Genomic DNA, 26081 nt, shown 5'->3' on the forward strand with positions numbered 1-26081 from the left:
CTTCCGAGCATCAACCACGAAGGAGCAGTTCCATGGGTATCACACATCCAAAATACAAGGTCGCTGCCGTACAGGCGGCGCCAGTCTGGCTCGACCTCGACGCGACGGTCGACAAGTGCATTCGCTTCATCGAGGAGGCGCGCGAGAAGGGCTGCGAGTTGATTGCCTTTCCCGAAACCTTCATTCCCGGCTATCCCTGGCACATCTGGCTGGGGGCTCCCGCTTGGGCCATCGCGCGCGGCTTCGTGCAGCGCTACTTCGACAACTCGCTTTCCTATGACAGCCCGCAAGCTGAAAAGCTGCGGCAGGCGGTCAAGCGCGCCGGAATTACGGCGGTGCTCGGCTTGTCCGAACGCAGCGGCGGTAGCCTTTACATAGCGCAATGGACCATCGGCCCGGACGGCGAGACGATCGGCAAGCGCCGCAAGCTGCGTCCCACGCACGCGGAACGCACGGTATTCGGCGAAGGCGATGGCAGCGATCTGGCCGTACACGATACCCCGCTCGGTCGGCTGGGCGCGCTGTGCTGCTGGGAAAACATCCTCTCACTCAACAAGTACGCAATGTACTCGCAGCACGAGCAGGTGCACGTCGCGTGCTGGCCGAGCTTCGCCACCTATGAACCGTTCGCCCATGCTCTGGGTTGGGAGGTGAATAACGCGGTGAGCAAGGTCTACGCCGTGGAGGGAAGCTGCTTCGTCATCGCGCCGTGCGCCTTGATCTCCCAGGAGATGGTGGACGAACTGTGCGACACGCCAGAGAAGCACGCGCTCACGCACACAGGAGGTGGCCACTCAGTAATCTACGGTCCGGACGGTAGCCCGTTGGCCGAAAAGATGGCCGAGGACGCCGAGGGCCTGCTTATCGCGGAGCTGGATTTGGGCATGATTGGTGTCGCCAAGAATGCGATGGACCCGGTGGGCCATTATTCGCGCCCGGACGTGACGCGTCTGCTGCTGAATAACCGGCCCACGCGGTGCGTGGAGAACTTCGCCTTGCCAGCGGACATGGTGGAGCCGCAGCCGCAGGAGGGCAGCGCAGCCGCGTAAGCCATTGGCCGGCGCCCACAACGTCGCCGGATGGCAGGCGGCGTTGTGGGCGCGGGCGCGGCTGCCCAAGCTCGGGTTTTGGCAAGCGACAGTGCAAATGCGTGTCGCCGGCTCAGTGAGCCGAAATCAATTGAGAACACCGTAGGCTGGAGCGTGCTGCTCTAGTCAAAGAAAGGATACAGTCTTGTCGACAATCGTACTTGTCTCTGGAGCGTGGCACGCAAGCTGGTGCTGGTCTGAACTTGTCCCGCTGTTGGAGGGGAAAGGCCACAAGGTCATAGCGCCTGATCTGCTCGGCATGGGCGACGACAAAACCCCGCTGAGCGAAGTCAGTCTTGCTCGTTGGGCCGATCAAATCGCGGAGATCGTGCAAACGCAGGACGAACCAGTGGCGCTGCTCGGACACAGCCGAGGCGGCATCGTCGTCAGCGAGGTGGCTCAACGCGTCCCGAATTCGATTGGCCTCCTCATTTATCTTTCGGCTTTTCTGTTGCGTGATGGCGAGACGCTGGGAGGCACGATTGCACAAGCCACCGGGGAGTCCAAGTCGTCGTTTCTTGACCCAGGGTCTGATGGAACGACCACGACAGTGACCAAGGAAGCGATCGGCAAGGTTCTCTACAACACCACACCCGAGGAACTCGTTCGCCGGGCCGAGGCGGCCATGGGTGCCGAGCCCATGGTGGTGTTCGGGACGCCACTTCGACTGTCCGAAGACCGCTTCGGCAAAGTCCCGCGAGCCTATGTCGAATGTCTGCACGACAACGCTGTGCCGATTGCGCTGCAGAGAAGCATGCAATCGCATCTTCCCTGCCGCGCCGTCGTGACCCTCGATACAGATCACTGTCCATTCTTCTCAAGCCCGGGCGCACTCGCTGAGGCAATCGACGACCTGGTCAGCAGCCAATAAGGCGCGCCGTTCTGCAATCCCTCGTAGGTATGTAGCGTATGCGGATAGCCTTAACAATCCTAATCCTGCGAGTTTAAGACGCGTGCCTATAGCCGGTTATGAAAAACCGGGAACGCACCTTCTATCCGTCGGCGAAGCGTCGGTCGCGCTTGGCGTGGCTGTCGCGACTTTGAGGCGCTGGAATCGCCAGGGCCATCTGCCGCCTGGATTGCGCACATTAGGCGGCATCGGCAGTGCATCGGGGGCGCAGAGGCCCGCAGCCGGCAAGACCATCTGCTGCGCCCGCGTCTCCTCTCAGGACCAGCGCGAGTAGCTACTGAAGCAAGCCGCCCGTCTTGAACGACATTGTCACGAGGCTGGATTCATCAATGTTGGTCGGTCTACCATCCATACTCTGCCTTCTCGTTATTCCTCGAACGTGATGAACTGCGCCGACGACCACACCTTCGCGTCGTCGCGTTGCCGCCCGAAGAAATAGACCGGTCGGAAGCCAAATGAGGCATTGCCCGGCGCAATTTCGATGTTGCCGGAGAGGTCGTGAGGCAGCGCGCGGTCGGTCAGTCTCTCGATTGCGACGAAAAGCTCGGTGCCACCGAGTGTGTACTTGGCCGAGCCGTTCGCGAGAAGGTCCGCGCCGCGGATTTCCCAGCGGAACGACGGAGCATGCACGAACGGGTTTCGCTGCAGCGAATCGCCGACCTTTTTGAAGCCGTCGATGGTTCCCTCGATTACGATAGTGGCATCGGCAAGGCCGCTGACGTCGATATCGACGCTATCCGCATCGCCGTATGTATCGCTGCGGAATTCGATATCGGTCGTACCGGTGCGCCAAGCAGCTTCTTCAAGGTGCTCGAAGCCGTTCGATCCGAAGTTGTGAATCGTGCCGTTGATGACCCGGATAACGCCGCGCCACGTGGCCCAACGGTAGCGGTCGCGGATTCGTGCACCACCCCAGCGGATGCGGATCAATCGATCTGCGTAACCGAGTTCCGAGTGCAGGTCCCGCTCCCAAATTTTGCCGGTATGGTCGTAGGCCGCGACATATTCCCAGCCGGTCTCGCCGAGCAACCGATAGTCGAGTGTTGCCGAGCCGCGATGGCGAAACGCGTCGCCTTGCCGGTGCGTGCCGCAATTGACGAGAATTGCGCTATGCTCGCCGGTGGTCGCCCACGTATGCCGCGCACGCAGCGCCTTGCCGATACTGTGTCGATCGAGCCCATCCGACAGCACGCCAGTTAGCCCGCCGCGCACGCCGAACACCTGCACGCCGGGGGCGCCGCCGCCGGGGCGGCCACGATGCTCATCGCCGCTTGCCGCGACGCCGAGCCGGTAGCCGCGCTCGATCACGTCCTGATACAGCCAGCCGAAATGCCCCCAAGTCGATGCAATCTCGACTAGGCGCTCCAGTTCCGGATGATGCCAGTCTGGAATATAGCGGCGGCCCCCGACATGCGGCATCACCAGATGCCGGGCGGCGTCTCCCGCGTATGCATCCCACAGCTCCTCGACCGGCCAGCGGCCGATTTCGACAGCGTTCCCCTTCATGTCCTCGTTCCAGACAAGCGTCCGGTTATGCTCGCCGCGCGCGTTGTACGGGAAACCAGGGCGTTCGTCGCCGAGAAAAACGACGTTGTGGTCCCCGCCCGCCGTCGAGCTGCCGCACCATTCCTGCACCGGATAGACCACGAAGCGGCCCGGCTCGTTGAACCGCTCGACGGCATCGACGCCGGCCTGCCAGTTCGTATCGGTGATCTGGAAATCGTTCGCGGTATAGCCGAGCACGTCGATTCCGCCGATGTCGCGGGCATACGCGGCGTTGTAGCTAGGGCTGTTCGTGCCGACCGTGTCGTGCGCATGCACGTGCAGGTCCGCGTACCATGCGCGCGGCGCGGGCAGCGCTGCGTCGACGGTCAGTCGCGCCTGCGCGGCGTGCACGTTGGGCCGGCCTGGCACATCGGCGACGATCCGCAGCGCACCAGTGCGCGCTGGCAGACCGTCGATCGCGCAGGTTGCCCAGCCCGACGCGGGCAGCGGATGGTCGCGCCGGTAGACGACCGTGTCGCGTTCGTCATACGCGGTCACGCGCGCAGACGCGTCGACGTCGCGGCACGCGTTGCCCCAGCGGTCCTGCAGCGAAAGCCGGAAAGTTGCCGGCTGCCCTGGATGCACGAAGCGCGGGCCGTTCAGCTGCACGGCCGCCGGCGCGCCCGCATGCACGTCGATCGAGATGTCGCCCGGAACCGCGACGAAGCGCGACGTGCCGAGCGGGTCCACGTACAGCCGGAACCGGAAATCATCCTCGACGAAAGTCTGCACGCGGGTGCCGGGCCCTTGCCGCCGGTCGCCAAGCCGGACCACGATTCGGTCGCCGGCATTCACGTAACCGTCGACGATGTCGACGATCACCGCCTTCTGGAACGGCCGCTCGTGTCCCTTCTGGTCGAAGCGGACGTTTAGGGACTGCACGGACGCTGGGCTCTGGCCGCCCACCAGCGGCGCCGCGTGATACTCTGCGCTTATGTAGTTCGCGGCGGTCGGGTCAGTCGTCTGGAACAATGCCCAGTCCGAATAGAACTTGAACGTTGCTTTGAGCCAGCCGCCGTCGGCGATGCCGGACGAACCGACTTCGTAGTCGAGCACGATCTCACCCCAACTACCTGCTTCGAGACGGTCGACATTGCAGCGCACGCGGCCAGCGAATGGCAACTGCTTGTGGCGTTCGTAAAGGCCGGCCGGCGCAGTGTGCGGTCCAAGGCGTTCGCGCAATGCCGCGGCGCGCGCATCAATGCCGTCGTCGGCGACGGTATCGTCGGAGGGGAGATGGAAATCGGTCATCGGAAACGTGTCAACAGTTTGGTCGGGGTGTAGGGTGTGCGGTATATGGAATCTGCAATCAATGCGTGAACGGCCAGGGCGCCGTGGGATTCCAGACGGGGATGCCGAGATACGCGTACCACGGCGCCATCACACAGAGCCCATACAGGATTGCGATCAACACCGAGCCAGCGCCGACTTTGGCGTAGTCCGCGGTCGAGAATGCGCCGCTGCCGTACGCGATCACGCCGGCGGTAATCTGTGTTGGCAGTAGGTAAGCGAAGCTATCGGTATCGCAGACCAGCAGCGTGAATGCGACTGGATGTAGACCGAGCTGCGTCGAGAGTGCGAGAGCAATCGGAGCGATCATCGTGACGGCAGCGACGTTCGAGAGCATCCCGATTCGGATCACGTGCGTGCCAACCATCACGATTCCAATCGCGACCCACCAGCCGTAGCCGTGCGCGGCGGAGCCGAGATGCGCGGCCGCCCATTCCGCGAGGCCAGACGAGCTAATCGCCGAGGACAGCGACAGCGCGCCGCCAAGCAGGAACAGTGTGCCCCACATCGTCCGCCGCTCGATGTCGTGCCAGTCGATGCCGCCGAGCACGCCCGGGGCAAACAACAGCGCGAGCGCGATCAGCGCGACGATTTCGGAGGGCAGGTGGTGCAGCGGTTCGGCCGCCCACGCGATCGCGACGAGCGCGAGCATCCCAAGCACGTGCCAGTCACGGAGCTTCGCGGGCGGCAGGGCTCCGCGCATTGCCAAGAGCGCCGCACGACCGCCAGGAATCGGCACGGCCCGCGACCGGAAATACGTCTGCACCCACCATTGCGTGAGTACAAACATTCCGAGGTACGGCCACTGCAGCTTGAACCACGTGAAATATGAGATGCGGATGCCAAGCTCCTTCTCGAGTAGGCCAGAAACGACCATATTCGGCAGATGCGCGGTCAGGATGCACATCCCGCTGATCATGGCGCCATAGACGATTGTCTGGATCACGATTGCCTTGCGCGCATCGCGTTCACGCGGCGAGTCGCCGAATAACCGGGCGATGCCGTTCACAACCGGCAGCAGGGTCGCCGCGCGCGCGTTCGCGGCCGGTACGACGAGCGACAGCGTGAAGTTGACGGCGAACATCGCCCAGATTACGCCGTTCGCGGTGCGTACGCGTAGCCGGTCGAGGAGCAGCAGCGCAATTCGGCGGTCGAGCCCGCAGGCCTGCATGATCGCGGAGAATAGGAACGCGGCAACACACAGGAACACGACGGGCGCCGCAAATCCGCTTGCCGCCTTCGAAAAATTTGGTGCCGCGTGCGAGAGCACGAGCAGCATCGGCAGCAGGATGCCGGTGATGCCGACCGGAATTGCCTCGACAACCCAGACGATCGCGACCCATGCAACGACTGCGAGCGTGGCTTGACCGCTAGCTGACAGGCCAGGCAGCGGCGACATCAGCCACCCAATCGCGAAGAATGCAATCCAAGCCGCCGCAAAGCCGAGCCGCGAGCGGACGTTCATGCCGTGAACGGCCGCTTCCGCATGAGGGCCGCTAGGCTGCGCGGACGGCGCGGCCATCGCGTCCTGTAGCGCCAGCCCGATTCTGTCGTGAGCCACTTGCTTTCTCCCGTTTGTCACGCTGTAATGCGCCGGTCTAAAACCGGTCGCTCGGATTGGAATAATACGTTTCAATACAAGCTGGCTATAGAATCACTTTTCATATCGATATCGGTTCAATTGAAATGGACGACACGGAGCAGACCTACCGATGACCTTGGTTCGAGAAGATGCGACATCGTTGTATGTGCAGATCGCAGCGAAACTGCGCGACGAAATGGAACGCGGCGTCTATGAGCCAACCGGGCGCCTGCCGTCCGAATCCGAACTCGGCGAGCGTTTCAGCGTGAGTCGTGTGACGGTACGCCTTGCAATCGGCTGTTTGGCTGAGGAGGGGCTTGTCGAGCGTAAGCAAGGAAAGGGCACGTTTGCTACGCGGCGCCGAATGCGTCATCGGCTCGATGTTCTGCGTGGCTTTTACGATTCGCTCACGCGCCAGGGAGTATCGGTACAGATGGAATTGCTGCGGTTCGACGAAAGTGAGGTGCCACAATCGCTGCGCAAAGCGTTCTCCCCTGACGTCGTCAGCTGTGTCTATATCGAACGGCTGCATCGCGTCGACGGTGAGCCGGTGGCGCTGGCGCAGACGTGGATGCTGCCCGAAGCACGGATGATCTCGCGCGAGCAGGCGGCGACGCTCCCTTCCTACGAGATGATCGAGTTGTTGCCAGGATGGCGGATTGCCGACGCCGATTTGTCGGTAACTGCAGTTGGCGCGCCGGCAAACGTTGCCCGGTGGCTCGACGTGGGCGAGGGAACACCGCTGCTGCTGATGCGCCGCACTTCACGACTCGAAGACGGCCGTACCTGCGAGGGAACAGTGTTCCATATTCGGCCGGAACGATATGAGTTTGTGGTGAACAGCGGAGTGCGGAGGACGCCGGAGGATTAAGAGTATTGTGGAAAAACAGATCCACAAAGTATCCCGATAAGAGAATATCTCGTTGGGTACCATTCTTTGGGGGAGTAGCTTTGTTAGCGAATGGCCATCCGGTCTGCCGGAATCGCGACTTTGCAAAGCAGGTCTCCCGGCGGACCACCGTCAATAGATTTCCCGCCTAGACCGTTACTTTAAAGATGTGCAAATCTGAACATTCAGAATGGCGCAAGGCGAACGGTGGTCCTTGCTGGAGGGCGAAACCGGAGGGCTTCGGCCAACGGTGCTGACGCCTGGCCGCGCAGACACGCGACCGGCTGCGAGCCACTGCTCGCGCACCAGACTCCTGTACGCTGTGTGAACCTCGCCCCAGGCACCTTGTCGCGATCTGCGGTCTTTCCTTACAGGTAACCGCAGGACTTCATGGCGCCCTCGCACCGGGACACGGACATCCGTGCCGGCGCGCGGCAATTGTTCAGACAACTTCTGCCCGCGGCGGGCAATCACGCCCGCTGCGGCAGCATGCACGCTCCAGCCCCGTCGCACGGCGTACTTTACTGCCCCGATGGTCGACGTGTAGGCTGGATTGATCAGAATCAGTTCGACGCCGGCCCGGTGGCACTTGGCGGCGAGCTGTTGTCGGTATTTGGCATAAAGCAGGCCCGAGAGCATGCGGGCGCCCTTGGCGCTGAGCTGGCCCAGTGCCTTCTTCTTGGCGCTGAAGTCCAGGTCCTCCGCCACCAGCGGTTTTCTGGCATCCCGGGCCAGACGGACGGCCTGACTCAATGCATCAGACAGTGCGGCCTCGCGTTGCCCCGAGGTGGCATTCTCGCGCAGCAGCGGCAAGCGCAGGGTTCGGAGCATGTTGCCGTACAGGTCGGTCTCGGTCACGGCCAGGTGATCGACGTTGAAGTCGACACCGATGGCGCCGTGCTCGACCGCCAGCGTGGAGCGCTCCGCCGCTGGGTGGCTGAAGGCGACAAACGCCCGCCAGCCGCGCTCGTCCCGGTGCAGCCGCCAGCTCAGGGCAACGTTCTCGGCGAGCGCGCGCTCGATGGCCGGCCGGTCATAGGCGAAGTCCACGTTCTCGATGACCAGATACTTGGATCCGCCATCGGCGAGCAAGCAATCGGGCAAGCGTATCTTGAGGCGAAACTGACCATTCTCGGCCTGCAGTAGTTGGCAGAGCTGGTTGCCCGATGTCTCGCCCTTGGAGCCCAGGAAGAACACCTGATGCGAGCGGGCGTGGCGCCACGCCGCCTGCCAAGCATGCTTGTCGGCGTGCGAGGTCAACTCCAGGTGGAACTGCTGCCGGAACAGCTTGCCGGTGCCAAAGCAGATGCCGGGCACCTTCGCGGCAAGGTGGGCTTCCACTGCGCGGATCTTCGACTCCAGGCGAGCGAGAGCGACAGTATTGGCGTGAGCTTGCCGTTTGAGCTTGTGCAGACGCGCCGGCGCCAGGCGGAGCCGATCTTTGGCGACTTCTGCCAGCCGCTCCCGACGCGTGGTCAGTTGCTTCTTCTGGCGCGCCAGCGCCTTGTTCAGGTCCTTGCGTCGCTCCTTGAGCAGTTCCCGCCTCCCGTCTATTTGCCCCTGAACGTCGCATGCTAAGGCATTAAACAACCGCGCGGGAATGGCGTACGTGCGACAGAACTCGGTCTTATACGCTATTGCCTTGCCCCCGCCAGCGGCCACGCGAGCGTACAGCTTGCGCTTGAGCGTGCCGTAGAGGTCGCCGTAGCGCTGGAGGATAGTCTCCACCTCTTCGCTCAGGCGCAGGCGGGTCTGGGTGGTCGCCTGCATCAGCCCGCCACCGCCTTGAGGTTCTTCCGGCTGCGCGAGCCGTAGAGCCGCGACGAGAAGACGGTCAGAATCTCGACCAGATGCTCGTTGGGCTGCTGCTCGCGGGAAATCCCTGCAGTTGCATCGAGCACTACGACCTCGACGGGGGCAATTCCTGCCTCATGACAATGCCGCTCCAGGTGGACGGCTTGCGCCGGTAGCTGCTCGCACTGGTCATGAGAAGAGACCCGGGCGTAGATGGTCTTGCCGGCGGCAGGTCTCTGCGCACCCGATGCACTCCGGATCGCCTCTGATGCATAGCGCCGATGACCGCCCAAAGTGCGGAGAGCCGGCAGCAGGCGGCCCTGGCGATGCCAGCGCCGCAAAGTCGCGACAGCCACGCCAAGTGCGGCTGCCGCTTCGCCGATGGATAGAAGTTGTGTTCCCGGTTTGTTCATAACCGGGTATAGGCGCGCGTTTTAAACGCGCATGATCAGGTTCGCGCAGCCTAAACACATACTGCTGGAAACCCCTCCGTCTTACGAGCCGGAGTCGCCCCGATAGCCTCGCGCTAGCTCGCGCAGTACTTCACGCTGTCGTTCGTCCGGCATGCGCATTCTGGGCGGTAGATCGATTGCAACTTTCAGTACGAGATTCCCCGTGCGACCTTGGGAAGGATTGTGTAGTCCCTGCTTCGGGATCCGAATGACTGCGCCGCTATAGGTCATCGGTGGAATCTCTACGACTACCGGTTTACGAAAGCACGTAATCGTAGTCTTTCCCCCCAAGCTTGCTAGCACAAAATCGATCTTCAACTCGCGCGCCAGATTTAGTCCACTGATGCTGAACACACGGTCTGCCCGAATCGCGACCTTGCAAAGTAGGTCTCCCGGCGGACCACCGTCGATGGATTTCCCGCCTAAGCCAGTGCCGCGGAGGGTGATGCCGTCCAAAGTGTGAGGCGGAATTTTCACACGCAGTATCTTGGTCACGCGGGTATGCCCGGCCCCCCGGCAGGCGTCGCACCGGTGCGAATGCCAGCCAATGCCATGGCATGGATCGCAGCAATTCTGCTTGCCAATGAAGCCACGGGAAAGAGTACCCTGACCCTGGCAGCTATCGCATACTGCCCGTAGCTGGCCGCCCCCAGCGCATCGCCCACAGAGTGGCTTCATGTCGACTCTTGTCACAGCAATGCCGCCCAGGACCGCAGTTTCAAGCGGGACGGTCGCTTCACAGACGTAATCGGCACCGCGCGTACCGGTGCGCGGTGCCGGATCTGGGGCAGGACGGCCGGTACTCGTGTGGCTGCGGTTAGCCTGGGTTTGCTGAGCACGCTCCGCATCATAGGCAGCCCGCGTTACAGGGTCTTTAAGGACCCCATATGCCTGCTGCACGGACTTAAATACTTCCTCCGCTTGGCTGGCCGCTTCCAGATTGCGGTCCGGATGCCACTTCATGGCCAGGCGCCGATATGCGTGCCGGATGTCCGCCTGCGACGCGCTGCTGCTAAGGCCGAGTACGTGGTAGTAGTCGCGATCCATCCCGGTCCAGTGGTCTTACTCTGACGAATTCGACTTCCTGCTTGTTAGAGCATGCCCCAACTCGCATCTAGTCTGTACACCGTGACGGAGGCCTCGCATCCGAGTACTGGATACTTGGGTGGCCGGAGATTATCCCCGTTTTATCTAGCCACTCATATAGAGCGGACAGAAGAATGACACCTATGGCGATCCCGGTCCAGAAGACAGCGTCATGCACAGCCGCTCTTATTCTTTCTGTTTTCGGGAGACGAAATTTTCCTGGCAGACGAACCACTTTGAATCCAAATTTACACCTCTATCTGAGGGTTTACGGCGTTGGCTGCTTTAAATTAAGAAAGATTTTAAACCAGGACTTGGATCGTACTGTATCCCCGCTGATGCGAAAACTTTCAGAATTCAGTCTTTCCTTATATATAATCCAGCAAGTCCCTATAGCGAAGACGGAGGACAGTAGCTGGTAGAGCTCCAGCATATGGGTACGTCACAATTTGAGTTCCGATAGTGGAGGCTCCGGCGAGCGCGACCACGAAGAACAGCGCTTCGGTCGGCATTTTGTACCCAGGCAGCGTGATGAGGTAGTGCGAACAATACTAGCGCCGTACCGATAAACTGCAGACGCTGCGTAATGGCTCTGTTTCTTCAGCCGAGTTCGGCGAGCAGCGCCCTAGCTTCCTGCAGGTCCAGTGTGTCGAAGCCTTCGCTGAACCAGCCATAGATTTCGGCTAGAATTTGGCGAGCCTCAGAATGCCTGCCATGGTGCTGCCAGAGCCGGCTCAAAGCCACCACCGCGCGCATTTCCAGAGACCGGGCGCCCTGGCGGCGAGCGATCGTGATTGCCTGGAGGAAAGAGGCTTCTGCTTCGTGCTGGCAGTTGTCCCCCGCATCCCCCCCAACGCTCTCACTCGCGTCGCTCGGCTCCAGCAGCGTCAGTTTCCCCTTTAGTCGGTGCAATTCAGCTGTGTAAAAGCGCTCCTCGGTCCGATCCGCTGCGGCGAATGCTTCAGTCAGCGCTGCAAGCCCTCGTTTAGCTTGCCCCGCTCTTGCGCAGGCATCAGCTAACAGCGCCAAGAAATAGGTCTGCCAAAGTTCTGCCCCTGTGGCGTGGTAGGCGTTCAAACCCCGTTGAATCATCTCTATGCCCTCTGGTACGCGTCCCTGCTCAGTCAGGACCCAGCCCGAGAGCATAGTTCCACTCGTCAACCCGAACGGTAAGCCATATTCGGTTGCGAGGGCGAGGAGAGCTTGCGCCAGATCGCTTACCTGCTGCACTTCGCGGCGGAACTGACAGAGCACGGCAGAGAAGAGTAGGGCATCAGCCGAGTCCGGGGGGTTGGCCGGTGTCTGGGCCAAGGCTATCGCCTCGCGACTGCGGTCACGGGCTTGATCAGGATAGCCGAGGAGCCACATGTCAAAGGCTAAGAGGGCCAACCCATGCACGCCGGGTTCCACGCCATAAAGGAAGGAATGCGACTGGTGTTTCCGCGAGTCATAGAGAAGTAGGGCATGCTCTAACTGCTCGCGGGAGGGGTTCAGCTCGCCACAGCTGAGCAAGCTGCTCCCTAGCGCCCGATGTGCTTGTACAAGCAATGCGGGATCTTTTGCCTTTTCGGCCAGCGCAAGCAGTTGCTCCGCCAACTCGCGCGAGCGCGGTAGTTCGGCACGGACAATGTAAAACGTGTGCAGTCCCAGCAGGGCGGGGAAGAGCTGGACTGCCTCTCCGAGCTGTCGAGACAGCACCATGGCGCGTGCGTAAGTCGCCTCCACTTCCGTGGCAGCGAAGCCCTTGATTGCCATCAACGCTGGACCGAGAGTAATTTGGAGGTCAAGTTCCTGTCGTGCCCGCTCGGGACTGTCAGGCAGTTTTGCGAGCATGGACAGGGCCATGGTGAGATGGGTCACTGCTTCAGCATCGGCGGAGCGTTGCACGGCCTGGCGCCCGGCACAGTGCAGGTATTCCACCGCTTTCAGCGTGTTGCCGCTGCGGCTGAAGTGGTACGCCAGCTCGCCGCAGTGCTCCTCGCGCTGAGCGCCAAACATCGCCTCAATTGCCTCGGCCGTGCGCTCATGCAGCGCACGTCGTCGCTCGCTTAGCAGCGAGCCGTAGGTTACCTCCTGGGTCAGCGCATGCTTGAAGCTGTACTCGACCTCCGGAAACGCCGGCTGCTCGTAGAGGAATTCCCCGGCTTGCAGCCGCGCCAGCAGAATCTTTGTCGTGTCCTCGGGCTGCTCGACGACGCGAATGAGCAGGCTCCAGGGGAATACCTTGCCGATCACCGACAGGGTCTGAAGCAGCGCTTTCTCTGCAGGCTGCAGGCGGTCGATACGGGCTGCGAGCACTCCCTGCACGGTGGTCGGGATATGCAGCTTGCTTGGGACCTGCTCGAGACGGTAATGCCCGCGCTCCCCGCGCAGCACCTGCCCCTCGAAGAGCGCCTGTACCACCTCCTCGATGAAGAATGGATTGCCTTGGGTCTGCTCAAGGATCAAGTACTCGAGCTGGGCAACTCCGGCGTCATCGCCCAGCAGCGAGTGAAGCAGTCCCCGGGCTTCGGCTGTGCCAAGAGGGTCCAGGCGCAGCTGCGTATAGTAGCTCTGGGGGCCCAGTTCAAGCCGGTACTCGGGCCGGAAATTGACCAGCAGCAGTATCCGGGTGCCGGCGATGCTCTTTCCAATAAAGTCCAGGAAGGCCTCGGTTTCACTGTCGAGCCACTGCAGATCCTCGATGATCAGCTCCAGCGGTTGGGCCTGGCTCTCGCGTATCAGCAGCCGCGTGATTGCATCGAAGGTGCGCTGCTGGCGAATCTGAGCATCCATCTGCGCGAGCGCCGAGTTCGGCTCAGCGGCCCCTACGAGGTGGAACAGATAAGGCAGACTGTCTTCCAGCGCTCGGTCCAACGTCAGGACCTTGCCGGTAAGCTTCTCGCGCCGCCTGCGTTCATCGTCGTGCGCCGTCATCTGGCAGTAGTTGCGCAGCAGCTCGATCAGTGGCAGATACGAATAGGCCTTGCCGTGCGAAACGGAGAAGGTTTCCAGCACTAGGCAATTGCGCGGCGCGAGCAGCTTGAATTCATGGAAAAGCCGCGACTTGCCAACTCCAGGATCGCCAACCACGCCGACGATTTGGCCATGTCCGGCGTGCGCCCGCACGCGCGCTTCGCGCAGTTGCTCGAGCTCACGGTCGCGGCCCACAAAGCGCGCCAGCCCGCGACTGGCTGACACCTGTAGACGGGTGCGCAGCGGGCCAAGACCGAGGACTTCGAAGACTGCAAGCGGCTCAGGTACCCCCTTGATCGGCGTCGCGCCGAGCGGCTTGAACGCGAAATAGCCTTCGGTCAGGTTGTAGGTATGTGCGCTTGCAACGATCGAGCCAGGCATGGCGATGCTCTCCATGCGCGAAGCAATGTGGATGGTATTACCAATGGGGTCATAGTCGGTGTGCAAATCAGTGATACGGATCATCCGCACCACCACTTCGCCGGTATTGATGCCGATGCGGATCGGCAGTGCGATCCCTTGGGCGAGACGCACCGTGTCGGCGTACTGGCGCATCGCTTCCTGCATGCGCAGCGCCGCCAGTAAAGCGCGCTGTGGATGGTCTTCATTCGCGATTGGTGCGCCGAACAGCGCCAGGATGCCATCGCCCATCGACTTCGCCACATAGCCTTCATAGTGATGCACGGCTTCCATCATCAGCGCTAGCACCGGGTCAATCAGGCGGCGTGCGTCTTCGGGATCGAGGTCATGGATTAGCGCGGTCGAGCCAGCCATGTCGGCGAACAGTGCGGTGACCGTCTTGCGCTCGCCGACCACCGTGCCGCGGGCTTCCATCTCCGCCTGTGCCGCGCGGATCCGCTCGGCAAGATATGGGGGGGTGTAGTCAACGGGGGCGGTCGGTGCAGAGGCCGTGACAGGCGGCGCCGCGCTCAACGGCGCGCCGCATTCGCTGCAGAATTTGGCGCCCGGCCAAGCTTCTTGCCCGCATGCGGGGCAAATGCGCAAAAGCCCGGCGCCACATTCCTCGCAGAACTTGGCACTTGCCGGATTCTCGAAGCCGCAGCTTGCGCAGCGCATAACGCTAGACCTTTTGAGGGCCTGCAAAACCTAACGAATAAATCTTATATCAGTGTGGGAAGGAGCCGTCGGATGGGCGGGATCGTCGCCAGCCTGCGGCGGACGAAGTGATGCCTACGTCGCCAGGCGGTGGCGGGCAAAGTGATGCCCACGTCGCTGTGAATGCCTACGAGAAGCAGAGGCGCGGTGCGGCTCTACTGGTATTTCAAGGATTCCGACGACCTGTTGCGCCGGAAGCTCGAGTCCGGCGCAACGAGGCTGCTGCGTGACGACAAGGTCCTTTGACAGCATTTCCCCCGTACCGCGTCCACATTCCGGTTTACCAGCAAGTTGCGAGCGGCCTTGATCCAGTCCTCATGCGTAATTGCCGCGCGCCGGCACGGATGTCCGTGTTCCGGTGCGAGGGCGCTATGAAGTCCTGCGGTTACGTGTGAGGAAAGACCGCAGATCGCGACAAGGTGCCTGGGGAGAGGTTCACACAGCGTACAGGAGTCTGGTGCGCGAGCCATGGCTCGCAGCCGGTCGCGCGTCTGCGCGGCTAAGCGTCAGCAACGTTGGCCGAAGCCCTCTGGCTTCGCCCTCCAGCAAGGACCACCGTCCGCCTTGCGCCATTCTGAATGTCCAGATTTGCACATCTTTAAAGTGACGGTCAACCTGTGAGCGCATGCAGCACTCGATTTCGCCCACTACGCTTCGCCTCGTACAGCGCAGCGTCGGCATGAACGTAAGCATGCTCAAATGTGCGTCCCTGTGGTGACCAGCTTACCCCGAAGCTGGCTGTGACCTGGCGGTTGACGGGGGAGGGGAAGCAGTGACAGGCGATTGCGCAGCGTATCCGTTCAGCGAGGCCGATTGCGTCGTCGATCGTGAGGCCTGGTACCAGTGCTGCGAACTCTTCGCCGCCCAAGCGACCGATGGTGCCTTCGGTCCCGACGCTGTCGCTCAGGCAGGCGGTGACTTCGCAGATCACAGTGTCACCAACAGGGTGACCGAAATCATCGTTCAAATGTTTGAAGTGGTCGATATCCAGGACGATAAGCGCTAGGTTGCCATGTGCCAGCACCTCCGTGGCGCGGTCGATCACTGCTGCTCGATTTAATGCACCGGTCAGCGTATCGTGCGTGGCTCGGTACTCAAGTTCCTGTGCCAGTTCCTTTAGCCGATGGTTGAGCCGGTTCATTTCCAGCTCCTCCCGGTCGCTGCGCTGGATAAGCCGGCGCGTCTCGCGCATCAGTCGTTCGTAGTGGCTGATCAGGTGTCCCAGTGTACGGCGATACGCGTCTTCGCCTGCGGTGACATCGCAGAGAACCGCTTTGGCATATGCCAATACGCTGTTCTCGGATTCGAAGAGGTCCGGTTCCGGCATCAGGCTAAGCGTTCAACTGCTGATTGTGACTTCATCAAGGAAATCTATGGCTGGGAAGTCGTCTTTTAGTTCTTGGCCGAACTCCAGCATCGTGTCGTCGTCTTCGTCGTGGAACCAGTGCAGGCAGATGTGGTTTCCGCGTTCCGCCGCTTCATTGAGAGCATCGAACATGCAGAACAGCATCTTGGTGCTCGAGCTATTGAAATAGGTCAACGCGACGTTGACGGTGATGGCGGTGTTCTCGCACGCGGCCAGGTACTTGCGCAATCGGGCGATGGCTTCGCCGTAGAAAACGGCCGCATTTTCGGGATAAGATTCGCCCTTGAGAGACAGGACGTTCCGCGCGAACTCGAAGTTTATTTCGGGCGAGCTGGGTGTGGCGGCAATGAACAGGTTTTCCATGGGTGACTTCTTGCTCTGTGCTTAGATGGTGGCGACGAGCTGGAACATCGTCGAGACCGGGTCTGAGTCGATCGGTTCAAATCTGTACTCTAAGGGCGCGCTGGCATCGCGCGCCATCGTCAGGAAACCAAGCCCAGCTCCTTTGCTTCCCTCGGGTGCCTCGGAGCGTAGGGTCTCCTTGTAGGCCCGCTTGATGTCGTCAAGCGTCATCAGGCGCAGATTTTCTAGTGTGCTGCGGAGTTGCTGGACACGCGTGGTGGCGATCGGGTTTGAACATATCAGGCGGTAGTGCTCGTCCACCATGCTGATGCAAACTGAGCCGTGCCGCAGTTGAGCATCGTGTTGCGATGCTGGTGTGAGCGAATCGGACGAATAGTGCACGATATTCTGCGCCATCTCAACGAATGACGAGAACAGTTTGCGGCGTGTAGTGGAATCGACACCGCTGATGGTAAGCTGCAGACGCACCGCGTCGGACATAGCGGCGATGATGTTCTGAGAAAAGTAGCCGACGTAGTAGAAAATCACGTTGCGTTCCTGAGCCATTTGGAAGAACGGCCCATATTCCTTGTCAATCGATTGTTCAGCGGTCATGTGCAGGCGTTTTGGCGGGCGGGTACTGGCTTTTTACTGCGCGCGGAAGCAGAAGAAGGTTAGGTCGTCTCGGCGGCGCTGCTGGCCCTGCCACTTGCGAAGCACGTCGAGAACGGCTTGGCCGATTTGGGTGGTCGGCGCGTCGCGATGTGCAAAGATCGCCTGGCGCACGCGGCGTTTCCCAAAGGCAATTTCCTTCGGGCCGCCAATCTGGTCGATCAGGCCGTCGGTGGTAACGAACACCAGCGTGCCTAGGCCGATCGGCACGATGTGGTTCTGCCAAGTGAATTCGATGTCGGTGTTGACGTAGCCGACGCCCATTCGTGCCCCGTTGATCAACTCGCCATCTGGCTGTCCCTGCTGCAGCACAAATAGCGACAAGTTGGCGCCTGCGAATATCAGCTCGCGCGTGGCGTTGTCGAACCAGAAGAACGCTGCGTCCATGCCATCGTCGGAGTCTGAGACACTGGGCGCGCGGTCGTTCTGGCCGAGCATCTGCTTGATGCCACGATTCACGGCCATCAACAAGGCTGCTGGGTTGCGCGGGCCCAGTTTATCCAATGCCTGCGTCAGCAGCGACGAGGCTAGCACCGTCATAAAGGCGCCCGGTACGCCATGGCCGGTGCAGTCGGCCAGCGCGCCAAACCAGCCGTCGTCGTAAGCAGCGAAATGGTAAAAGTCACCTCCGACCACGTCGCGCGGCTCCCAAACCAGCGCGACATCGCGCAGCGTCGTAGTTAGCGTGTCGCGCGAGGTGCGCAGCATTGCGCGCTGTATCGTGCTCGCATAGTCAATGCTGTGCATGATTTGGCGGTTGCGCTCGGCCTGCATGTCGGCAACCACACGCATCAGTTGAAGACCATGGCCGAGCCCGATGAACTGGCCTTCGCGAGCTACGATGAAGCCTTCGGTAAGCGCCTTTTCACCGTATTCCACGGTACGTAAGGTCAGCGCATCGATACTCGTGGTTGCATCCACCACTAACGGTTCCTTGTCCATGAACGCGATGCAGCTTTTGCGACTGTAGAGTTCGCGGTGATACGGCTTGCTCATCTGCGACAGGAAGATCGATCGGTTAATCAAGCCGATCGGCCGTCCCTGGTCGGTGACTGGCAGGCAGGCTAAGTCGCGGTACGTCGCGAACACTTCCAGCACGTCCTGGTTGGTCTGGTCCGCGGTAACCAAAGGCGTTGGCGCGGCCAGATCCTCGGCACAAGGCTGCCGGAAGCGCGGTCGGGCAGCGGACGGATCAACAAGGTCTCCGGACATGGCGGATGGAACGGGAGAAAACTAATGGCGCGGAGTATATGCGCACATCGTGTCGAATCCGTGACGGTTAATATGCTGCCGTAACCGAACCGAGAAATGAAAATCTACGTTTCCTACATCCTGTAGGAAATTTCGCAAAAAAATAGGGATTTTCTGATGAAATGTCGAAATATGAGCATGAACGGCGGTGCGGTGAGTACTACGTAGCTGCCGCCAGACCATCCGATGGGGCTGTATCGTTCCAGAACAGTTCGCCGGCATAGGCAATCGCAAGGAGTCGTGTATCGCCTTTCGTGCGCTTCCAAATGCCAAAGCCGCTAGCCGGGCGCAGACTGGATAACTGTGTCGCTCGGGCTGCTGCCTGGCTCATATTAGGATATTCCGGATCCTCCGGATCGATTTCGGTGAGGTGGCCTACTTGGTAGGTCATTCTTGGCATAGGGGCAGACAGGGCGCTTTCCAGGCGCAGAAGCGTAGGGCGCGAACCGGCTATCGAGTTCATCGCAGGGCCCTAGACGGACATTTTTTGTGAGCAAGAGGCAATTCAGTAGCCTGCAGCAAGGCGTCCATCGGTTTCGCCATCCCTTTCGATTTGGTAGATCAAACGCTGCAGAAAGGTCCTCTGCGAGGAGGTGAGCGAGAGAAAGGCACAGCCAATGAAATGAAAAATTTCTCGGTTACGTTGAACAGTGCCACATCCGACCGCTTGAAGTGATGCTTTCATTACTCCATGAATGCCAAAGTTGAGTGTGCAATCATGCATGATCGTACCCGTTGGCAGTTCTCGATAGCCGATAGAAGTTGTCCGCAAACCAACGCCTGTCTGCGACAGATTATCTACTCCAAAATCTAGCAATTGACCATTTGCCGTCTGCAGATTGCAGGTGTAGTTCATGGTCGGCGCGATGAGCACGCGGGGATGGCGTCGTCTGTCTGCGTATTCAAGTTGCGTTGGAAAGTCTGCGAGACACGCGAGTCCGCCCCGATACTCAACGGTACGGGGATTTCTGATGGCGAAGCGAATTGGTGCTCCGCGTAGCGCAGCGGAGAAGATGATTTCTCCCGAGGCGAGGAGAAAGTCCTGCTCGGCAGGGGTTCGGCAACCCTCGAAGATATAGCTTCTTGTTCGAGAATTTACTGACAACAGGGTGGTCGTTAACGAATATCCGCGGCGCCCATATAGCTTACCTCTGCATTTCAGCCAGGCAAGGTCCTGCAGTGCGAGACTGACTCGCGTAGGGTCAGGCGGGTGGCGAGTTTGCACCGATCGATGTCCTTCCGGTGATATCTCATAATGGGGGTCGTTGGAATCAGAAATGATCATTCTGAGTGACGGCGCTCTGTGGGTTCTGACTGGAAGCGTATTGGTGGTTAACGGCAGGTACCGATTGAGACTGAAGTCCCAAGAGCCAGATTTTCGCCGCAGTTCTCGTAAGTCAGGGCGCGCCTGACGAAACGATGGTCAACGCGGAATAGCGTGGCGGAACGCTGTAGGCATGCCCCGCCATAAAATTCAGAATACGCTTACATATGTGGGTATTAACTCCATTCATTCTATTGCCGTTAATATGGCCGTAAGCGTTAAAAGTTGAGACAGCTACCGAGCTGTCTGCGCGATTTGACCACGGTCGGAAATTTCCGGCTGTAGTACGTGGTCTGCAAAATTTGCGTCGACCTCATTATTGGAATCCAATTATAGAATTTTGGCGGAAATCGGAAATGCTCGAGGTAAAGATAAACTCCGTGAGGCAGTTGAAAGCGCGCAGAAAGGGCAAGAATGTGGTAAATCTCGGGAAAATTGCCGCGTTGCGCATCCCGGACTGGTGGCTAGACGAATATTTTGGGCCGCTCGAATGTTTTGTTGAGCATATCCAAAAGGGTGGGAATTCGGATGTGCCAGAATCCGACCTGTCGTTGAATTATCATTCAGATGGGAAAATCTATCATCCGGTTTCTGGAATGCTTAGCATGGCGGAGGTATTCAAATTAGCTAAAATGCGGGATGCATCTTGTCCTAGCAGCGGAAACCTCTTCCTTATGGCAGGGAAGCTTGGTGCCGGGAAACTTCTTGCTGCTGAGGAAATTCATGATCTTCGGGGTTGCCTTCGCGAACTGAGGGCATACGCACGCTCACGATCGCGCTCACAAATGGTCGACTTGATACGGACTGCATGCATAAAATTTGAATTGCGTAAGCACGACGAAGTCTGCTGGTAGGCCTCGATGAAGCGCCGCTCGCTCTCGAACACGCGAGTCGAACCGAGACGGTAGGGCGCCACCTTCATCGGTACGTGAACGCCTCCGCGCTCGCACAGAAGCAGACCATTGATGGGGCAGGAGTTCAGCGACATCGACGGTCTTCTGGGTTTTGCAGTCTCATGAGGACGTCTTTCGGGCAAGTGTAGGGGATCGTGCCCAATGAGCTTGTCCGACTGGATGAAACTCATGATCGCACTAGCCCTGACCCGGCGAATCGACGACGTCCTCTATGGCCTAAAAGACGGAGAGGACATCAACACCTGCGTTACCTGCTCCTGGGAGGTCGGGCGCGCGCCAAGCGTCCGGGAGAGCGCCTGCTTCATCTCCTCGTTCAAATGGGTGAGGTTCGATGCCTTGCCGCCGGCGAAGTAGGGACGACCAGGCCGCCTTACACGGGGACCCGGAATGGCCACCTCGATGATCATGTCGAAGGGAGCGCCGCTGGCACAGACTTCCAACGGGATCAAGAAAGCCTAATTGGTGGACGCACCAATTTGTTCAATGCTTCTGCCAACCACATTAGGCTGGCTCGACAAAGACCATGTAGCCCTACCTGTTGGCGACGATATAAAAAAGCGTGGCTTGCTTGCGCGAAGCTGCCCTGGAGAAATGCGCCTCTAAAGAAGCCAAACTTTCCTAGCGTGCCGAAAGCATTGTAATTGCTGAGAGAAACGAGCGCACCCATATCCCGGAATACAAAAGGAGGAAGGGCGGCCCCTTCGAGCCATTGCCCGAGGTGGCGGGATAGGTGTTCGGCTTGCTGATTCGCGACTTGAGCTGTGGGTGGCAATGGCTTGCCGCCGTCTGTCGGGACGAAGCTGGCGCAATCTCCGATGGCAAAGATGTTCGGGTCTTCCTCCGACTGCAGTGTGGGGCGCACAAGCACTTGATTAGTGCGTGTAGTGCTAATGTCGGGAAGCCTCGCGAGGAAGTCCGCTGCCTTGACACCGGCAGCCCAAACCATTAGCTCTGCCGGTAAGAGGCGACCATCGCCGAGGCGAAATCCTGAGGGTTCCGCGCTGACTACACGCGTATCCACATGGATATCTACACCGATACCGCGCAGTTGTTCAGCGGACGAAGCGGAGATGCGTTCTGGAAATGCGGCCAAGATGCGCGGTGCGCTTTCAATTAAAGTCAAGTGAAGGCGCTGGCGAAGTTCGTTATCGCCATAGTTGGACGCGAGATCCAAGAGTCGGCTCAGCTCGGCGCATAACTCTACGCCGGTAGCTCCACCGCCAACGATAGCGACCCGAAGCGTTTCTTTTTCCACAACGCAGCGCAGCAAGCGGGCACGAAGCATCTCGTTGAAGGCGTCGGCCTGAACCTGGCTATCGATGAAGTGACATGTCTCGGCCACTCCCGGCGTGTCGAAATCGTTAGCGCGGCTACCGATGGCGAGCACTAGTACGTCGTACTCAAGCGTACGCTGTTCCACGACAACCTCGCCGCTCGCAAGTGTGAACGGTGCTAACGTCACCGTGCGCGAGCTGCGATTCAAGTCGCAAATGTCGCCAGGCTGAAAGTTGAAGCAATGTCTACGAGCGTGGGGGAGGAAACTGACTTGCTGTTGTTGAGCGTCCCATGTGCCAGCCGCTAATGCATGCAGCATCGGCTTCCAGATATGTGTGGGGCTGCGGTCAACCAGGGTGATTTCTGCCTTGCCTGAGCGGCCGAGCTGGTCGCCAAGTTTCGTAGCTAATGTCAATCCGGCAACGCCGCCGCCGATGATCAATACTTTTTTGCGTGGATTGTTGTGCTTCATGCTAATAAATGGTCCGTAGTTCTCGGTAATTTTACATACATTCTGGAATGTATGTAAGTTGGAGGCACGCTGTGCGGCGTGTGTCTTCCAGGCGTGGCCGGTGTTTCACATTTGGTTACATTTGCGGTCGTGGAACCATTTGGCTGATCACGTGCGCGGCTTCGATCCTCAACGCGACGATGACAAAGCGGCTCACGCGCTCGCGAAGAATGTCCAGGAGGGCGCGCTGAAGTCCTGTCTTGCTCCCGGGGGCGTGTGCTGCGCCAGACGCGGCTCGCAGCACATCCGACTCGTAATGACGATGGCCGCTTAATGTGCGGATGGCAGGTAGCAAGAAGCAGCCGGCCCTGGCGATGCCAGCGCCGTAATGTCGCGACGGCCACGCCAAGCGCGGCTGCCGCTTCGCCGATTGATAGAAGGTGCGTTTCCGGTTTGTTCATAAACCGGTATAGGCATGCGTTTTAAACGCGCATGATTAGGTTTGCACACCCTATCCATATACAGCTGGATACCCAGTGCGTTGCGCGACTCGCCGCCATTGCGAATCACCATCGCTTTCGATGGCGGCGGTATGGATGGTGAGTAACCTTGCGCGGCCCTACTCAAAATCGTGCGCGCAGTTTCGTGGGGATTGACTGGCGCGGCTTTTACTTTACGACGACGCGGAAGAGGCCTTCCTCTCTGCCAGGAAGTCGACGAGGGCGCGATTCACGATTTCGGGCCGATCGAGTTGCATCCAGTGGCTCGCCCCTTCGATGCGTAGATATTGCCACGGCCCAGTGACGAAATCGCGCGTGCGTACAACCTGTGCTTCCCCGAGGTAGGGATCGTTGCTGCTCCACAGCGACAACACAGGCGACGCGACCGTTGGAATCAGCTCCGGTGGTGCCAGCAATCGGCGGGGATGCTGATTGGCGCGGTACCAGTTTAGCGCCGCAGTCAGAGCTCCAGGCTTGCTCAGCTCTTCAATCCAGTGATCAGCTTCTGAGTGGTGGCGCCCCCAATTGCGTAGGAAAGCCCAACCGTCGGCTCGAAGCAACTCTTCCGCTAAACCTTCGAACTGGAACAGCAGCATGTACCACGACATCGCTCGCTGGTCGAGGCCGCTCAAGCGCATGGCGTTGACGTGACCTACCGACAGTGCCGCGATGCGGTCTATTCGTGAAGAATGCAATGCCGCCAGCACCCAGCCGGCAGCTGCGCCGAAGTCGTGGCATACGAGGTGAACCTTCGGCAGGCCGAGTTGATCCAGTAGCGCAACGATGTCTTGCACGATGGTCGGCATTGCGTAGGCATCGACCCCTTCGGGGCGGTCTGACTCGCCGAATCCTCTCAGGTCGGGTGCGATCACCCGAAACCCGGCATTGAGCAAGGCCGGCACCTGATGCCGCCACACACGGTGGGTGTCTGGGAATCCATGCAGCAGCAATACCGGCGGCCCGGAGCCAACATCTAGGACATTAAGATGGATTCCGTTTACGGAAATTCGTTGAGTCATACCTTCAGTCTTGATGTTTAGAAATCAGCTTCAACGGAGGTGGTAACTAAGGTAGCGGCGGCCAACCAATCTCGCCTGGGCGAAGCATTTCGGCGTAGTTCACTTGGACACTATCTGACCGGAACAACGACGGCGGGCCGATCACCACCTACCCGAAGGTGGTGGCGCACATAAGCACTGCTTACTGTTGTCCTCCCCGTTGACAGCGTGCGCTCTGGCGCACTCGCGCTCCAAGTTTCGAATCCCGAGTCCGCCTCTGACAACCCATTCCTCACGGCGCGCGCCCGGCCAAGCTTGGCGTCTTCGCGTTGCCTTGCTTCGGCAGAACGCCGGTGCCGGATGTGCTTCGGCGGGCGGCTACGTAGAAGTCCTAGTTTCCGAGGCTATCCCGCCCAATTAATCTTGAATTTAAAGATACTTGATCGTCAAGTCAAGTTAAGTAAGCGGCACGGGATCGCGCACCAGAGCCAGGGTTCGTTTCCAGCCCCGGTCCGTCATGCGCACAACACTCAGGAGAGTTCTTATGTCAGTGGTAGACGGAGGCCAGGTACTGGTCAAGGCAATGCAAAGCTTCGGCGTTTCCACGGTGTTCACCCTTCATGGTGGTCACCTTGAGAGCGCCTACTACGCGGCTGTCGGCGCCGGCATCAGGCTGGTCGATACACGGCATGAGCAGGCCGCCGGCCTTGCAGCGATGGGATGGGCCCGCGCGACAGGCAACGTTGGGGTAGCCATGGTGACGGCAGGGGGCGGAGTCACCAACATCGTCACCGCAGTTGCAAACGCCTATGTGGATTGCGTGGCCATGGTAATCATCGGGGGTGCACCGCCCCTTCGCGACATCGACGCGCTTCCGGTCAACAGTGGCTATGAACAATTGTCGGTAATGCGCGGCATCACAAAGTGGGCCTGCGCTGTTACCCATATCGAACTGCTGCCTGAAATGGTCGCTCGGGCCTTCCGGATCGCTCGTGAAGGTAGGCCGGGGCCGGTCTATCTCGAGATCCCGAGCGACGTGATGTTCGCGCGGATCAACGACGATGCATTGTCGTACCCGAATGGCGCACTGCGCGTATCTCGTGCAGCCCCAACGCACGAAGCCGTTTCGCAAGCGCTGCAACTTCTGAAGTCCGCCCAGCGCCCGGTGATCTTGGCCGGCGGAGGCATTGTCTATTCCGGTGCCGCTGACCCACTGCTAGCTTTCGCCGAGCGGTCCGGCATTCCTGTACTGACGAACAACAAGTCTCGCGGTGTAGTCCCCACCAACCACCGCCTCTGGGGGCGCGGTTTCAGCAGCATCGCGGCAAACGCCGCGCGTGGAGGCGGTTCGCCCGACGTCGTACTGATCCTAGGCGCGCGACTTGGGCTCTATACCGGGGGGCGCCGCACATCCGTCATTCCTGACTCGGCCTCTGTCATCCAGGTTGACATCAGGAGCGAGGAAATCGGCCGCTTGCGCGATATCCAGCTGGGCATTACAGCAGATTGCTCTGAAATGCTGGTCGCCCTACTGGACGGCGACACGGACCATGCCTGGCCCGACTGGTCGGAATGGGCATCAACCCTGGTCCCGCAACCGACAAAGATTGCCGAGACTGCTCCTAAGCATGGCGAAACTAGCGCGCCTATCTCTCCTGCGCAGCTTGCAGCCCATCTGGCCGCAGCAGCGCCTGCGCAATCAATTCTCGTAACGGATGGCGGTGAAACGCCGGCGTGGCTTGACGCAGAAGCTCAAAGCCTCGAGCCGAATCATTGGCTTGGACATGGCTACTTGGGCATCATGGGCGAAGGGCTACCGCTTGCCGTCGGCGTCCAGATTGCTCGTCCGGAAGCACGTGTCATCTGCCTTGTCGGAGACGGCGCAATTGGCTTCAATTTTGCCGAATTCGACACTATGGTCCGCCACAACCTGCCCGTTGTCGTGGTAGTCAATAACGATGCGCAGTGGAGCATGTCCGCGCATGGACAGGATCTTGTCTACGGTCAAGGCAACCGCGTCGTCTCGGAACTCCGCCAAACACGCTACGACCTCGCCGCGCAGGCGTTTGGCGCCTATTCCGAGCATGTCGAACATATCGACCAACTCGCGCCAGCCATCGACCGGGCGCTGAAATCCAATCGGCCTGCCTGCATCAACGTATTCACCCGGCCGCAATCCATAGCGCCCGTGACCCAGCGCTTCGTGGGACTTGCCGCCAAGGGTCTCGTCAGCGATTCCGGCCTGTCGCGTGTGCCGTATGCCGACGTGCTGGAGGTTTGA

21 protein-coding genes and 1 pseudogene are annotated in these 26081 nt (G+C 60.0%); 7 read left to right on the top strand and 15 right to left on the bottom strand.

Annotated elements, in window-relative coordinates; genetic code table 11:
* Positions 1-32 precede the first annotated feature (32 nt).
* From AC07UK_RS18535 to AC07UK_RS18545, 3 genes are all read left to right on the top strand, one after another.
* Complete coding sequence (locus AC07UK_RS18535) at positions 33-1049, top strand: carbon-nitrogen hydrolase family protein (protein ID WP_494686096.1); 1017 nt, start codon at positions 33-35, stop codon at positions 1047-1049.
* A gap of 184 nt (positions 1050-1233) precedes the next feature.
* The gene (locus AC07UK_RS18540) at positions 1234-1959 is read left to right on the top strand and encodes an alpha/beta fold hydrolase (RefSeq protein WP_494686097.1); all 726 of its coding nucleotides are present in this window, start codon (positions 1234-1236) and stop codon (positions 1957-1959) included.
* A gap of 82 nt (positions 1960-2041) precedes the next feature.
* Positions 2042-2272: a MerR family DNA-binding transcriptional regulator gene (locus AC07UK_RS18545; RefSeq protein WP_494686098.1), complete on the top strand. Its 231-nt coding sequence runs from the start codon at positions 2042-2044 to the stop codon at positions 2270-2272.
* A 92-nt stretch (positions 2273-2364) separates the two neighbouring features.
* On the opposite strand, the gene AC07UK_RS18550 is transcribed toward AC07UK_RS18545, so the two are convergent.
* A complete protein-coding gene (locus AC07UK_RS18550) occupies positions 2365-4794 on the bottom strand; it encodes a hypothetical protein (RefSeq protein ID WP_494686099.1) in 2430 nt (809 codons plus the stop codon).
* Positions 4795-4852: 58 nt separating this feature from the next.
* A complete protein-coding gene (locus AC07UK_RS18555; RefSeq protein WP_494686100.1) occupies positions 4853-6394 on the bottom strand; it encodes an SLC13 family permease in 1542 nt (513 codons plus the stop codon).
* Between the two features lie 151 nt (positions 6395-6545).
* Here AC07UK_RS18555 and AC07UK_RS18560 point away from each other — a divergent pair, with 151 nt between their 5' ends.
* Entirely contained in the window at positions 6546-7286 is a 741-nt protein-coding gene (locus tag AC07UK_RS18560; RefSeq protein ID WP_494686101.1) for a GntR family transcriptional regulator, read from the top strand.
* Between the two features lie 174 nt (positions 7287-7460).
* Here AC07UK_RS18560 and AC07UK_RS18565 read toward each other — a convergent pair whose 3' ends face one another.
* The 10 genes and pseudogenes from AC07UK_RS18565 to AC07UK_RS18610 all read right to left on the bottom strand — a co-directional run bounded on the left by AC07UK_RS18565 (position 7461) and on the right by AC07UK_RS18610 (position 19623).
* A complete protein-coding gene (locus AC07UK_RS18565; protein WP_494686102.1) occupies positions 7461-9074 on the bottom strand; it encodes an IS200/IS605 family accessory protein TnpB-related protein in 1614 nt (537 codons plus the stop codon).
* Positions 9074-9511: an IS607 family transposase gene (locus AC07UK_RS18570; RefSeq protein WP_494686103.1), complete on the bottom strand. Its 438-nt coding sequence runs from the start codon at positions 9509-9511 to the stop codon at positions 9074-9076. Before AC07UK_RS18570 ends, AC07UK_RS18565 begins: the two co-directional genes overlap by 1 nt.
* Positions 9512-9592: 81 nt before the next feature.
* A complete protein-coding gene (locus AC07UK_RS18575) occupies positions 9593-10597 on the bottom strand; it encodes a DnaJ C-terminal domain-containing protein (protein ID WP_494686104.1) in 1005 nt (334 codons plus the stop codon).
* A gap of 464 nt (positions 10598-11061) precedes the next feature.
* Positions 11062-11169, bottom strand: a pseudogene (locus AC07UK_RS18580) (MFS transporter); the annotation flags it as partial.
* Between the two features lie 67 nt (positions 11170-11236).
* The gene (locus tag AC07UK_RS18585; RefSeq protein ID WP_494686105.1) at positions 11237-14668 is read right to left on the bottom strand and encodes an adenylate/guanylate cyclase domain-containing protein; all 3432 of its coding nucleotides are present in this window, start codon (positions 14666-14668) and stop codon (positions 11237-11239) included.
* 649 nt (positions 14669-15317) lie between these two features.
* Positions 15318-16034 carry a GGDEF domain-containing protein gene (locus tag AC07UK_RS18590; RefSeq protein WP_494686106.1) on the bottom strand — a complete coding sequence of 239 codons (717 nt, stop codon included), beginning with the start codon at positions 16032-16034 and terminating at the stop codon, positions 15318-15320.
* A 12-nt stretch (positions 16035-16046) separates the two neighbouring features.
* Complete coding sequence (locus AC07UK_RS18595; RefSeq protein ID WP_494686107.1) at positions 16047-16436, bottom strand: DUF1987 domain-containing protein; 390 nt, start codon at positions 16434-16436, stop codon at positions 16047-16049.
* Between the two features lie 21 nt (positions 16437-16457).
* Positions 16458-17030 carry a SiaB family protein kinase gene (locus AC07UK_RS18600; RefSeq protein WP_494686108.1) on the bottom strand — a complete coding sequence of 191 codons (573 nt, stop codon included), beginning with the start codon at positions 17028-17030 and terminating at the stop codon, positions 16458-16460.
* Between the two features lie 33 nt (positions 17031-17063).
* Complete coding sequence (locus AC07UK_RS18605) at positions 17064-18299, bottom strand: SpoIIE family protein phosphatase (protein ID WP_494686109.1); 1236 nt, start codon at positions 18297-18299, stop codon at positions 17064-17066.
* A gap of 544 nt (positions 18300-18843) precedes the next feature.
* Positions 18844-19623, bottom strand: a complete 780-nt coding sequence (locus AC07UK_RS18610; protein ID WP_494686110.1) for a flagellar brake protein — start codon at positions 19621-19623, stop codon at positions 18844-18846.
* A gap of 395 nt (positions 19624-20018) precedes the next feature.
* Here AC07UK_RS18610 and AC07UK_RS18615 point away from each other — a divergent pair, with 395 nt between their 5' ends.
* Positions 20019-20516: a hypothetical protein gene (locus AC07UK_RS18615; RefSeq protein ID WP_494686111.1), complete on the top strand. Its 498-nt coding sequence runs from the start codon at positions 20019-20021 to the stop codon at positions 20514-20516.
* A 201-nt stretch (positions 20517-20717) separates the two neighbouring features.
* Positions 20718-20930, top strand: coding sequence for a hypothetical protein (locus AC07UK_RS18620; RefSeq protein WP_494686112.1), 213 nt, complete (start codon positions 20718-20720; stop codon positions 20928-20930).
* A gap of 91 nt (positions 20931-21021) precedes the next feature.
* Here the strand turns inward: AC07UK_RS18620 and AC07UK_RS18625 are convergent, their stop codons facing one another.
* From AC07UK_RS18625 to AC07UK_RS18635, 3 genes are all read right to left on the bottom strand, one after another.
* Entirely contained in the window at positions 21022-22323 is a 1302-nt protein-coding gene (locus AC07UK_RS18625) for an NAD(P)/FAD-dependent oxidoreductase (protein WP_494686113.1), read from the bottom strand.
* Positions 22320-22763: a MerR family DNA-binding transcriptional regulator gene (locus tag AC07UK_RS18630; protein WP_494686114.1), complete on the bottom strand. Its 444-nt coding sequence runs from the start codon at positions 22761-22763 to the stop codon at positions 22320-22322. The genes AC07UK_RS18625 and AC07UK_RS18630 overlap by 4 nt, the downstream gene beginning before the upstream one ends.
* Before the next feature lie 212 nt (positions 22764-22975).
* The gene (locus AC07UK_RS18635) at positions 22976-23821 is read right to left on the bottom strand and encodes an alpha/beta fold hydrolase (protein WP_494686115.1); all 846 of its coding nucleotides are present in this window, start codon (positions 23819-23821) and stop codon (positions 22976-22978) included.
* Between the two features lie 523 nt (positions 23822-24344).
* Between AC07UK_RS18635 and AC07UK_RS18640 the strand changes: the two genes are divergently transcribed.
* Positions 24345-26081, top strand: coding sequence for a thiamine pyrophosphate-binding protein (locus AC07UK_RS18640; RefSeq protein WP_494686116.1), 1737 nt, complete (start codon positions 24345-24347; stop codon positions 26079-26081).

Source organism: Cupriavidus sp. GW821-FHT07C08, assembly GCF_059419025.1.